General features: G+C 45.9%; 12 protein-coding genes and 1 pseudogene. 4 read left to right on the top strand and 9 right to left on the bottom strand.

All coding sequences use genetic code 11. The features are described 5' to 3' along the window. Positions 1-87: 87 nt before the first annotated feature. Positions 88-1443 (bottom strand): inorganic phosphate transporter, encoded by a 1356-nt coding sequence (locus tag MC7420_RS13910; protein WP_006101161.1) that lies wholly within the window; start codon positions 1441-1443, stop codon positions 88-90. 3 nt (positions 1444-1446) lie between these two features. After that, complete coding sequence (locus MC7420_RS13905; RefSeq protein ID WP_006101177.1) at positions 1447-1977, bottom strand: O-acetyl-ADP-ribose deacetylase; 531 nt, start codon at positions 1975-1977, stop codon at positions 1447-1449. Positions 1978-2252: 275 nt separating this feature from the next. Between MC7420_RS13905 and MC7420_RS13900 the strand changes: the two genes are divergently transcribed. Next, on the top strand, positions 2253-2570 hold the full coding sequence (locus MC7420_RS13900; RefSeq protein ID WP_006101060.1) for a hypothetical protein: 318 nt from the start codon (positions 2253-2255) through the stop codon (positions 2568-2570). Between the two features lie 240 nt (positions 2571-2810). Here the strand turns inward: MC7420_RS13900 and MC7420_RS13895 are convergent, their stop codons facing one another. Both MC7420_RS13895 and MC7420_RS39730 read right to left on the bottom strand, forming a co-directional pair. Next, on the bottom strand, positions 2811-4862 hold the full coding sequence (locus MC7420_RS13895; RefSeq protein WP_044207183.1) for a DICT sensory domain-containing protein: 2052 nt from the start codon (positions 4860-4862) through the stop codon (positions 2811-2813). Further along, complete coding sequence (locus tag MC7420_RS39730) at positions 4859-5029, bottom strand: hypothetical protein (protein WP_006101289.1); 171 nt, start codon at positions 5027-5029, stop codon at positions 4859-4861. Before MC7420_RS39730 ends, MC7420_RS13895 begins: the two co-directional genes overlap by 4 nt. Before the next feature lie 178 nt (positions 5030-5207). On the opposite strand from MC7420_RS39730, the pseudogene MC7420_RS42515 reads away from it, so the two are divergent. After that, positions 5208-5314 (top strand): annotated as a pseudogene (locus MC7420_RS42515) (Uma2 family endonuclease); the annotation flags it as partial. Between the two features lie 374 nt (positions 5315-5688). On the opposite strand, the gene MC7420_RS13890 reads toward MC7420_RS42515, so the two are convergent. Beyond that, entirely contained in the window at positions 5689-6537 is an 849-nt protein-coding gene (locus MC7420_RS13890) for a hypothetical protein (protein ID WP_006101208.1), read from the bottom strand. Positions 6538-6925: 388 nt separating this feature from the next. Between MC7420_RS13890 and MC7420_RS13885 the strand changes: the two genes are divergently transcribed. Continuing rightward, positions 6926-7261, top strand: a complete 336-nt coding sequence (locus MC7420_RS13885; RefSeq protein WP_006101068.1) for a hypothetical protein — start codon at positions 6926-6928, stop codon at positions 7259-7261. 81 nt (positions 7262-7342) lie between these two features. On the opposite strand, the gene argB is transcribed toward MC7420_RS13885, so the two are convergent. Beyond that, positions 7343-8242, bottom strand: coding sequence for an acetylglutamate kinase (gene argB, locus MC7420_RS13880; RefSeq protein ID WP_006101293.1), 900 nt, complete (start codon positions 8240-8242; stop codon positions 7343-7345). 267 nt (positions 8243-8509) lie between these two features. Here argB and MC7420_RS13875 point away from each other — a divergent pair, with 267 nt between their 5' ends. Further along, positions 8510-9307: a hypothetical protein gene (locus tag MC7420_RS13875; RefSeq protein ID WP_006101296.1), complete on the top strand. Its 798-nt coding sequence runs from the start codon at positions 8510-8512 to the stop codon at positions 9305-9307. Between the two features lie 202 nt (positions 9308-9509). Here the strand turns inward: MC7420_RS13875 and MC7420_RS13870 are convergent, their stop codons facing one another. The 3 genes from MC7420_RS13870 to MC7420_RS13860 all read right to left on the bottom strand — a co-directional run bounded on the left by MC7420_RS13870 (position 9510) and on the right by MC7420_RS13860 (position 12472). Continuing rightward, positions 9510-9734, bottom strand: a complete 225-nt coding sequence (locus MC7420_RS13870; protein ID WP_044207180.1) for a hypothetical protein — start codon at positions 9732-9734, stop codon at positions 9510-9512. Continuing rightward, positions 9731-11494, bottom strand: a complete 1764-nt coding sequence (locus MC7420_RS13865; RefSeq protein WP_006101050.1) for a S8 family peptidase — start codon at positions 11492-11494, stop codon at positions 9731-9733. The genes MC7420_RS13870 and MC7420_RS13865 overlap by 4 nt, the downstream gene beginning before the upstream one ends. A gap of 372 nt (positions 11495-11866) precedes the next feature. Next, positions 11867-12472: an HD-GYP domain-containing protein gene (locus MC7420_RS13860; RefSeq protein ID WP_006101303.1), complete on the bottom strand. Its 606-nt coding sequence runs from the start codon at positions 12470-12472 to the stop codon at positions 11867-11869. Between the last annotated feature and the right edge of the window lie 197 nt (positions 12473-12669).

Genomic DNA, 12669 nt, shown 5'->3' with positions numbered 1-12669 from the left:
AAATGGTCAATTGTAGGGGCGGGTTTAGGGACTAACGCTAATTAAGAACCGATAAATGAGCAACAAAACCCGCCCTTGCTTAAGAGCCTAAAGAAAAATCCCACGTAAACTGATAAAAATAATCGCCCCTAAACTAGCGGCAGCAGGTAGCGTAATTAACCAAGCCAGAGCAATCGATTTAAGGGTTTGAAAGCGAACCGTGCGCCAATTTTGAATCAATCCAATACCCACAATACCCCCCACTAAAGCGTGAGACGTTGAAACCGGAAAACCAAAGCGGGAGGCGAGTAAAACAGTTGTAGCTGTGGCAATTTCGGCACAAAATCCACTACTCGGTTGTAAAGGGATAATATTTTCCCCAACGGTAGTAATCACCTTTTTGCCCCAAACAGCTAATCCTGCAACGATACCAGCACCACCAATAATCAGAATCCACAACGGAATATCAAACGCCGTGAGGGGAACCGTACCCGTAGCAATAATATACGCGATCGCAGCTAAAGGAGCGATCGCATTCCCGACATCGTTGGAACCGTGAGCAAATGCGACAAAGCAAGCGCTGAGAACTTGAAACCGCGCCAGTTGTTGCTCAATCGCTGAGGGAAAGGGAGACACAGCATTAGGGGGTGGGGCAATATTAGCTTCAATTTCCGCTTCCCCAGTTTCCAGGATGTGAATGTCTTGAACTTTCGATTCTTCAGGATTAACAGGTAGAATTAAGGGGCTACGTTCCAACTGACGCCAACTAATCAGACTCAGGACAATAGCTGCAACAGAAACCGTAATAATCGGTAAATCATGGGTAGGAATTGGCAAGGCATAAAAGAAAGGACGATTAAATAAACTTGGCATGACAATCGCGCCAAAGATACTCAAAAGAATAGCACTTAGCCAAGGAATCCATTCCCGTAACTGAACCATCGGATTCCTTTGCCTTAAAATTGAGGTATTGATAATACTGTAAAATCCGGCGGCTAAAATACCACTAACAACAGGTGTAATAATCCAAGTTAACGAAATACGACCTAAGGTTCCCCAATCTACTGCCTGCACCCCAATCGCCACCCAACAAAATCCGGCGATCGCGCCAACCACAGCATGGGATGAGGCGACAGGTAATCCCAGGCTGGTGGCAATTTGTAACCATAAACCACAAGCGAGTAACACCGAAGTCATCCCCAGTAGTAACACCTGTGGCTTTTGAGCAAATAACGTTGGATCAATCACTCTCGTTGCTAACGTTGTCGCCACCCCTTGACCAAATAAAACCGCGCCCGTAAACTCTAAAATCCCTGCTATAATTAGCGCTTGGCGTAGCGTAACCGCTTTTGAGCCAACAGAGGTTCCCATGGAATTAGCAACATCATTAGCGCCTAGATTCCAAGCAACATAGAAGGCAAGAATGGCAGTTAAACTGAGTTGAATTAGAGCTATTGAAATCACTCGTTATTCCTTATTTGTGATAATTTCCTGCACGGTTTGCTGATGGTGGTTATAGGATTGCTTTGAAAAACACACAAAAATCACTTGTTCGATAGTTGTCTTTTCTGCCAAAACCTGCTTAACTGTACCTACGGCTATTCTGGCAGCTCGTTCTGGCGGAAATCCATAAGCGCCCGTACTAATTGCAGGAAAGGCAATATTACGAATATTATTTTGCTTTGCCAGTTCCAAACTCCGATAATAACAACTGGCTAACAAAGCATCCTCGCCATGATTACCATCCCGCCAGACAGGTCCGACGGTATGAATCACCCAATCAGCCGGAAGATTGTAACCCTGGGTAATTTTAGCATCACCCGTTTCACAGCCATTCAACCCTCGACATTCTGCCAACAAACCGGGTCCAGCCGCACAATGAATCGCCCCATCCACACCACCACCACCTAGCAGAGAGGTGTTTGCCGCATTGACAATCGCATCAACGCTTAACTGAGTGATATCGCCTTCAATGACATTTATTTTGCCTGTTATCATGAATATTATCTTCCTGAGAAATAATTTTGTTTCCTTGGGTTCAGCACAGATCACCGATAGGTAAGCTCAGCAGTAGGGGAACAGTTTTGGTGTTGTTGTAATAGGCGCGATCGCGTCTATGTTAGGCTCTGTAGAAAACCAAGACTCAGTAGACTCAGCCGATAAATGATACCATTAGCTACCTAACCTTCCCATAGATGTTCCTCTGGAACTGTCTACCTTATGGCTTATTTCTGGGAAGATTCTTCAAGATTGAACTGACGCTCTAGCATAGTATGTTACCCACACCCTTACCCTCTCAATCAAGAATGGATCAGCGCTGGCACACATTCACGGAAATATTACAACGCCTGCATCGAGAAGGCATATACATTAATTCTCAGCAATTAGGCGAATTTATGGTGGCACATGGATTGCCCGTTGATTTGTGTTATGTCCCTGAACATTTGCAGGCTAAAGCCATTCAAATTAATCAAAACTATCAGGGCGATATGGTGTCCCTAACTGAACAATCCGAACCTGATTGGGATTATTCCTGGATGAACGAAGTCCAAACGCCTATCGTCAAAAATAATCCCTGCTATCAAATTTAATGGTCAAACAAAAACCCTACTCAATAGCGAGCGAGACGCTCGCACTACGATGATTCTCTTTTGCATCTTTCCTCCTAAGTAGGTGGGTGGAAATAAACTCAACACTATGAAGTTCTGTAAATAGCCCTCAAACCCTTACATAAAGAAATGACATAAGACATAAGACGTAGCTTGCTTCTCAAGGGAAGCGAGTATGGCGATCACCACCATTAACTTTAACTTTGCCCACCTACTTCTTCATCAATTTCGTTTAACTCTTGACCCCTTACGACTACCTTTTCCCTTCCCTTTAGAGGGCTGAGAATCGGATGTCGGCGCAATCATTGGCACCGTAAAGTGAAACTGACAACCCTGGTCTTTACCCGCCGAGTCTGCCCAAATTTTACCGCCCCATCCCTTGACAATTTGACGACAAATTGCTAAACCTAAGCCTGTGCCGCCCGTAGTCCGTCGCAGCGCCCCTTCTTCTTGATAAAAGCGATCAAAGACATCCTCTAGGCGATTCGGTTCAATCCCTCGCCCGGTATCGGCGACAGTCACTTTTAACATCGAATTACCATTGGTTTGAATCCCAATGGTAATTTCTCCTTGGGAGGAGGTAAATTTGCAGGCGTTGTCTAACAATTTAGCCAGGGTTTCTACCAGCCACTCACCATCGGCTTGGACGAAGGGCAGATCTGTGGGAACGTGAGTAATAATGTTCGGTCGTCGATCCTCTGACCAATGGACATTAATCCGGCTGAGGGCTAACTCAATGCACTCTTGTAGAGAAATAGCTTCTACATTCCATTCCACGCGCCCACTTTCCAGGCGCGAGAGGGTGAGAAAGTCTTGCACCAGTTTCCGCAGGCGTTCGGCGTCGTCAAGGGCGGTATTCAGCATCACCTGACGCAATTCTGGTGACATATCCGGTTCGCTGGCGAGACTTTCTAGGCAAACCTGAATCGTGGACAGGGGGGTGCGGAGTTCATGACCCGTGATAGCGACTAAGTTACTACGAGTCCGGTCAAGGGCGGCGAGTTGTTGGTTCAAATCTTGCAAATTGGCATAAGCTTCAGCTTGGATTAAGGCGACACCCACTTGAGTTGCGATCGCTTCGACAAGGGCGAGTTCTTCATCCTTCCACCGATAAGGGGTTTCGTCGCAATGGTGTAACTCAACCATCCCCAATAACCGACCCTGATATAGTACAGGAACCATGAGCCACGATCGCATGCCAAAGGTTTGCACCAATTCCTTTAACTTAGAGGACGGGGAATTAGCGCTTTTGCTGGGTGTCTGGTTCAGCCGAGGATCATGTTGGGTATCTTCTACGGAAATAGACTCTTGATGTTCGACAATGGCTTGAAACAGAGTATTGTCTTTTAGGGGCCAAGGGCTACCTAGGGTGGAGCAAAGGAGCGTGCGATCGCGCCCTCGGGTTTCTAGGTACTCATGGGTAATCGTGGCTTGAGTATCCGTGGCTTTACAGCGGTAAATCAGACAACGACAAGAACCCATGGCTCGCCCTAACTCTTGCACCGCGATTTCCATAACTTCATGGGGATCGAGCGATCGCCGAATCGCTGTGCTAATCGAATTCACCAAACGCTCGCGTTGTTCTTGAGCCGCGATCGAGCTATAGGCTTTCAGGAGTTTATACTGACCCGCTTGTAAGTAAGTCACTAGCCGTTGCACAAACGGATCGGGATTGGGTGAGTCTTGCCGATTCCGGTCTGAGGGTTGAGTTGAGCCAGAACTGATATACTCAGCTTTTGCTTGCTCGATTTTATCCGCTAACTCAGGTCGATAGGTAGCAATGCGATCCAGAAGCAACTCGGCGGCTTTGGCACTAACCGTCCGGTCAAATGTCCAAATTCCCTCAAAACGTCGAGACGTATCCATCTCCCCATTGGCGCTACTGGAGGCAGACGAACGTTTTTCTCGACAGATCAGACAGTTCGCATAGTGAGAACCAATTACCACTAAATGCCACTCGTGACTTAGGGCATCGCCCGGATCAAATGCCACGGTTTCGTGGTGATCTGAGCTATTCTTGAAATCCGTTTCTGGTGCGGCTAAGACATAGACATGAGGTGTCCGTTGGGCAATGCGCCGATAGCGATGGGCTTCCTGACGATAGAAGCGTTCTCGCTGAAAACAGGCAATCACCAACGGTTGCTCCGAACCAGCTAAGACCTGATCTTCCATCGCATGGGAGAGTGCGGTCAACGACGCTTTGAAATATACTTGTTGCCTCAGGTGGGGCATGGCTTGGAGTAAGTGAGCCAGCACCGAAGTTTTGATGATCATTCAAATAAGCGATAAGCAGTTTTTAGCTTGAGCTTGGCAACAAACCCTTGACAAATCCCTTTTTTTATGATTTTTATTGCCATAATCCCCGATTGATCGAGAGCAATCGGCAGGTATAGGGGATGCCATTCAGCAACGCGATTCGGCAAAGAACCGCTGTGGGTCATCTAAAGTTGATAACTTGTCCTATCAACCTATCGTACAAAAAAGAAGGTAACTTCCACCTAGCGAATCCGAGAAAATTCCTCTCTAGACTCCGGGGAAATGTCCAGGTGAGCGAATGTCTCGAACCCGATGTAGAGCAATTTGAAACCTCAAAGCCGATTCCAGGATGCTGGTAACGCTGAGGGTTCCTGGGTAAAACTGGAACGCTGGAATGCTTTAACTACTGAGAAACAAAAGAAATTTCTTTTTACCCTGATTTTGTGGTGGAGTTACTTTCGCTGAGTGATAAGTAGGTGGACACAATTAAAGTTAGCGGTGGAGATCGTCATTTGTCATTTGTCATTTGTCATTTGTCATTTGTCATTCGTCATTTGTCATACTCGCTATCCTTGAAAAGCAAGCTAAGTCCTTTGTAAGGGTTTGAGGCTTGTTAACATAACTTCATCCGGTTGAGTTTATTTCCACCAACCTCCTTAGAGAATCGTATTCGTCTGGCTTGGTTGATTAATCGGAGGACTCAAAGAATGAGAATCCGGCAAATCTTAACCAGAAATAGATAAAAGTAAGATTTTGATCAACCTAAATCTCTATTTATTATGTCAAGTTGTTTCCAGGTTGCTGGACATAAAAAACAAAACTTGTTTAATAGTCTGGGGTTTAATTATTTTTTACTTAGTTTAGTTCCGATAGCACAAGTACCTAATGTCAATAAACCCAATAGCGTTGATGCTTCAGGAACAGGAGCTTTAAATTTTTTAGACTCAATAAAATTCATATAAGCTTTTTGATTGTTAGGGTTAAAAAAAGAATTATTTGAACTCTGGAAAAGATTAAAACCGTAGGCGTCACCAACAGCCAAGACTTGACCACCGTTGGCAAAAGGCTGAAATTCCACCATCGACCTGATTGATCCATTTGTACCAATCAGCATCCCCCCAGTGGGAGTAATATCGGTTACCATTGACTCAATATCAGTGGCTAAGGATGTACCAAATGTTTGACCTCTTAGGTCGCCTAATGCGCCGACAGTAGTTGGAGAAACTGTATTTTTAAACATGCCACCTGTAGGAGAATTGACACCACCGACAACACCTGTATACCGTGAACCGAGCCCTAGTGATTCCAGTACCGAATTAGCCGAATTCTGTTCAGAACGATTTGAATCAGATTCAACAATCACAAAACCACCCGTTTTGACAAAATTTCTCAGCACAGTACTTTCAGTGGGTGTCAGAATTGTTGAGGATGTTCCGTGAAAGAATATATCAACGTCAGCAAGATTTGCCTCGGTTAGGGTTGATACTCCTGGAAGAATAGTATGTGAACGCTCCAGAAGACTTGCTCTAAATTCACTGTATAGCAATGCACCCTTTCCGTCATTAAATAAGTCACCACCACGCTGATTAGCGCTGTTCCAACTTCTTAGGGTTAATGCACCTGCTGCATTTCCTCCTAAAGCTTCTATCAAAATAGATATTGATAAAGTTATTGTTATTAATAGTTTATTCATAGCAGTAATGGTATGATTAACTTCTTAATGTTCAGGATACATAAATTTAGAGTTTAACTCTCTAGTTTTTGGTCATATTCACAAACACTTTATATAGAGCAATGAATTAAGTCATTATTGATTTAAATGAGTATTAAGCACAAATTTACATAGATGAGAGATGACACCTGTCACTTCATCTACATTGATGAAACTATTCCAATATTTGTAAAAAAAGTTTATATTGTTTAAATAAACTTAACTATCTTAACCAAATAAACTATCATATTTATAAGATAAACTTATCAAAACCCATGGATTTTATCTTCACACAATATTTAAAACTTACCCCTTGACAAAGGGCAAATGACAAAGGACAAATGACAAAGGACGGACAAAGGACAAAGGAATGAATAAACTGTTGCCAGGTTTCTCCGAAGGGTTCCCTGTAGCGCTAAGAGTATGGTTAGTGTTTTTGCTATGTCTGGTTTTACTCGGATACTCAGTTCCCTTCAGTATCGTGGTGGGTGCTGTTGGGGGAATTGCTGGCGGCTGGGTTGTGGCTTGGTGGAATAGTAAAGATAAACCCAAGGAAGCACCCTCTGAACCCCAAGATGAGCCAGAGGAAGCCCCCGTCAAGTTAAGTGGATTAGCCTTGGCGAAACAGCGTCGAGATGCTAGAGCGAGGAAGCGTTCCCAGAAAAGCTCCGTTCCATTGACGGGATTATTCAACCGAAGTAAGTAGTGAGGGAACTTCAGCCCTCTCCAGCTCGGAGAACTAAAGTTCTCACTACAAACAAAGCCCTATTTTAAGTGGGTCAAGCCACTACGTCGTAAATTCAGATGCCACAATCATAGAACCAATTCCTTTATTGGTAAAAATTTCTAAAAGTAGGGCGTGGGGGATTCGACCATCAATAATATGAGCCGCCCGTACCCCCTGAGCCAGCGATCGCACACAACAGTTAACCTTAGGTATCATACCGCCAGCCACAACGCCCGATGTCATTAACTCTCGTGCTTGTTGAATATCTAGCTTAGCCATGAGAGTGGAAGGATCTTTGTAATCCTGTAAAATCCCCGGAGTATCAGTGAGTAGAATTAACTTTTCCGCCCCCAAAGCGGCAGCAATTTCGCCAGCAACGGTATCGGCGTTGATATTATAGGCTTGACCCGCCTCATCAGCAGAAACACTTGACACAACTGGAATGTAGCCACTTTTGACCAAGGAGTCCACCAGTTTAATATCAACACTGCTGACTTCTCCAACAAAGCCAATCCCCTTGCGCCCTTCTGGACGGGCTTTGATTAAATTCCCGTCTTTTCCGCAAAGTCCCACGGCTAAACCCCCAGCCTGGTTAATTAGCGAGACTAACTCTTTATTAACTCGACCCACGAGAACCATTTCCACAACATCCATCGTCGGCGCATCCGTTACCCGCAACCCATCCTTAAATTGTGGTTCAATCCCCAGCTTATCCAACCAGCTATTAATTTCTGGACCACCGCCGTGAACCACGACGGGACGAAAGCCGACACAGGATAAGAAGACAACATCCCGAATCACTTTATCTTTGAGGTTGCTATCCTTCATCGCCGCCCCTCCATATTTAACCACAACCGTTCTCCCAGCAAACTGCTGGATGTAAGGTAGGGCTTCACTGAGTATCTGCACACGGGTTGCTTCGGCTTCCCGGATTAAATCGTGATCGTTTTCTTGTACCATCGACAGGAACTGGAAGACCAATAAGATATCCCAAGCAGTTTAGATCATTTTTTTATCAAAAATCTCCCCCTGCTTCCAGACGTGCCATGGCACGTCTCTACATTGCTCCCCCTGCTTACCCATTTCCCTATTCGCCAAAATCCTCCATGGGATAGAGTTGATTGCTACTCCACCAGAAGGATGCGATCGCGGCTAGATTGCCTTTGAATAAAGGGTGGAAGCGCGAACTTCTAAGATTTGCTAACTATTGAGAGAGGACATTCATACATGTTGATTAAACACTATCGTAAAAGCTTACCTGCCAGTGCGATCGCCTTAGCGCTGATGGCTGTACTGCTTCCCTCCTGCGCCGACACCACCCAAGACGTTGTTACCGCAGGACAAGAGGAAGAAAACGTAACGGCTGAGGAAGTCGAGGAGAACACCGAACAACTTATCGGTCAAAGCGTGAGCATCAGAGGCGAAGTGAGAGATGTTCTGGATAATGTCACCTTTACCATCTCAGAGGATGAGTTTTTCGGCGGTGATGAAATTATCGTGGTCAATACCTCCGGTGAACCCTTTATGCTGCCAGAAGATGACGATGTTGAAGTCCAAGTCACTGGTGAAGTGCGTCAGTTTAATATGGTAGAGTTTGAGGAAGAATTCGACTTAGACTTCCAATTCGATACCGACTACGAACAACAGCCTGCGATTGTCGCTGAATCACTGGCACTTGCACCCAAACCCGGAGAAATTACCGAAGATCCTAGCCAATTCTACAATCAAACCGTGGCTGTAGAGGGTGAAGTGGAAGAAATTATGAGTAACAATACCTTTACCCTCGATGAAGATCAGTTAGCGGGTGGCGGTGATTTGTTAGTCTTCACCTTAGTCGCACCGGAGAGAACCATGGTCGAAGGTGAAGATGTTGTCGTAACGGGTGAGGTACGTCCCTTTATCGCGGCTGAATTTGAGCGGGATTATGAGTTAACCTGGGATTTGGATGTCAAACGCCAACTGGAAGCCGAATACGAGAATAAGCCTGTATTTATTGCTAAATCCATCTATCCCTCTGCTCAATAAGCTGTTCGGCATTTAAACCTTAATGTCAATAATTGCGAAAGCCTTGTAGTGCGTTTAGCGAAGCCATGCCGCAGGCTTTGCATCTTGCTCGCTACTAATACCCAATTTAAATGCATGACAGCTTAATAGATTGATTACTCCTAAATTAGATCCCCGACTTCTTGAAGAAGTCGGGGATCTGGTAGTCAGCAAAATGTTCAGTTCAATCCATCACTTCAAAGGACTGCACTTGTAGGACTGGACCAATCATTGCTGTGGTCATCACATCCTCTCGCACCTCTCCTTGCACCTTCACGTTCAGGTTAGGTTGCTGTAACTCATCGGGGGCATCCTGAAGTTCATAGGTTTCTCCAGAATCGGCAACTAAAGCCCAAGCCCCCATGCCAATATCCTTGTGTTCGATTTTGCCCGTGACATTAATGCTCATGCAAATCTCCCCTCTTCTTTAGAGGCAAAATAGGCAAGTCCGAAGCAGAGGAAGGCATTCGCCATTAAAAATAGACGCGCCCCAATCCCACTTCCTAACCACAGAACACTAGGAGACATTACCGCACTTACCGCCAAACAACTGGCAACACCCAAGGCTGAACCAATCGCCACCCATTTCCATTGGGGATGTCCCAGGAACAATGCCACTAGGATAAAGGGAATCAGCACACTGGCAAAAATGGGATTTAATACCCCACTGCCTTGAACCGCAGTACCCAGTTCCGGAATCGAACTGCCCATGACTCGTAGGGGCCACTGGGGTAAGTCAAAGATATACAAGCCGCGCAGGAAGAATAATCCCGAACTTCCAGCCACTAATCCTGTGGTCAAACTCCAGCCAAAGGACAAATAGTTCCGTAAGAACCACGCCAAGAGGTAGGAACCCAGAACCATGAGAACTTTCGGCAGCAGTGCAACTGCACCACCATCAATCCAGAACCGGAGATTCAGATAACCACTATCGCGCAACCAACGGAAGAAATCACGGAAGGTAATTTGTCCTTTCGTCGCCAATTGCACTGCACCCCCAGCATCTAATTGCCCAGCACCAAAGTGGTTGAGGGGATCATCTTCAACCTGGCGACTGGATTGTTGGAGAACGGTGAAAATTTCATCGGGATCATTAATCCCACTCGCTTTCACCAAAGCCGCCACCCCAGCAACGTGGGGGGCTGCCATACTGGTTCCCTGAAAGCCAGAAAACATGGCAGTTTTGGTTTTGGGATTAATGGTTTCTTGGACAATCTTACCCGCTTCACTACCACCAGGGGCAGAAATGTCAACTCCTGCACCATAGTTAGAATAGGGGGCTTTCACGCCAGCGGAATCCACAGCGGAAACACCCAAAACATGGGGATAACGGGCGGGATAGGAGGCGGAATTTTGGTTAGCATTCCCTGCTGCTGCAATAATCGCCACACCTTTGTTATAGGCATAGTCGATCGCCTCTTGCATGAGTTTACTTTCACCGCCACCGCCCAAGCTCATATTGATCACATCCGCGCCATTATCTGCGGCAAATTTAATCGCTTCAGCGATATCGGAAATCGTACCACCGCCACCCGCACTCAATACTTTTAAGGGCATGAGACTGGCTTCGTAGGCGACGCCAGCCACCCCGTAACTATTATTGGTGGATTGGGCAATGGTTCCAGCAACGTGAGTCCCGTGACCATTATCATCGAAGGCATCAACTCTATCGTTTACGAAGTCGTACCCTTCGACCAGTTTGGTATCTTTGAGATCAGGAACCGGACTAACCCCAGTGTCAATCACCGCTACCGTAATCCCACTTCCCCGCGTCTCATCCCATGCGGCTTCCACATTAATGCTGCGGAGATTCCATTGCTGGCTATAGCTGGGGTCATTGGGAACAAAAAACGTGCTGTAGATATAGTTGGGTTCAATATATTCCGTGTCCTTCGCCAGTTCTGATCGTTTAAGCTGACGCAGGACTTGTTTATCTCCCTCCAAAATGTAAATATTGTCAACATCAGAGAATTCGCTATTGAGTCGCGGGGTCACGCCGTATTTTTGCGCGATCGCGTCCACCTCAGCACTAATCTCTGTAGCGGGAATATCTTCCCGGAAATCCAGTACAATTGAGCCAAATTCCCCCTGATTTGCCAACCCTTTAAAGTTGAACAGGGCAAAACCTAGCCCAATCACAAACAAACACAGTAACAAAAACTTTTTCATTGGCAACTCATCCACTATCGTGCCAGTTTAACCTCTACGATAACTTATTTGTTATTTGTCATTCGTCATTGGTCATTGGTCATTCGTCAGGAAATAGGGAACAGGGAACAGGGAACAGGGATTTTAGAGCAACTTCTTGGCTTATTCGTTACAATCAATCTTTGGCAAAATATGTTGCTACATTGGTTCTTTGTCATTGAGCGATGAGTCAGGGCGGGTTTAGGCACATCAGGGTGAGGTTAGAAAGGATAGTAGTAAAACCCGCCCCTACAACTGTCATAACTCTTCCCATCTCCCAGACGTGCCATGGCACGTCTCTACATCCTCAGCTTCCCCCGCTTCCCCAGCTCCCCCAGCTTCCCCAGCTCCCCATCACCCGCCGCCTTGGTAGAACAGCTCCAGAAAGCGGAAAAATTTCTCACATAAGTTGCGATCGCGTGCGCCTGCTTCCATCTCCTTGGTAATCTCCTCTATAGCTTGCATCCAGTAAGGGCGATCGCTTGAGGGTTCATTCCGGGTGCGATGGAGTCGCTTACTGATAATGGCATCGGCGATATTGACAAGCTGGAAAACTTGGACAATAAATGGAATTTCATCACCCTTGAGTCCCTTAGGATAGCCGGTGCCATTGAGTCGTTCTTGATGAGACAAGACTAGGGGGGCAAATTCTTTCAATCCCGGAAGCTGCTTGCAGATCAAAGCCGACACTTCCGGATACTCGCGAATTTTTACCCAATCCTGTTCGCTTAAGGAACCGGGATTGAGTAAAATCGAGTCGGGAATGCTGAGTTTGCCTAAGCCATGACAGTAACTCAGGAAAACAAGCTGGCGTAGTTGAGTTTTGTCCAATTTCAGCCAGCGCCCAAAATGTAAGCACATCGTTCGCAGACGATAGCAGCGTAAACCAGCCGTGACGTTTCGAGCCAGCTGGATTTGTTCAAGAAAATTTAAGATATCGGCGTCGCCGGGGCGAAGCATTCCACTTCAGAATGAGTTTAGGTTACTTTTATTGTTGCATTTTTGTTGAGGTTAGTGATCCCCACCTCAATTAACGCTTTTAGATACAGACCAGTCAGTTGGGTTAGGAGGAGGACTGTATAGCGCTTTATACATTAGAGGAGTCTATTAGTGCATCTTTAACCTTACCATAAGGCTGGATACAATCAGAATTCTGT

The sequence above is a fragment of the Coleofasciculus chthonoplastes PCC 7420 genome (genome assembly GCF_000155555.1).
Lineage (GTDB): Bacteria > Cyanobacteriota > Cyanobacteriia > Cyanobacteriales > Coleofasciculaceae > Coleofasciculus > Coleofasciculus chthonoplastes_A.
This window is presented reverse-complemented; position numbering and strand designations above follow the sequence as displayed.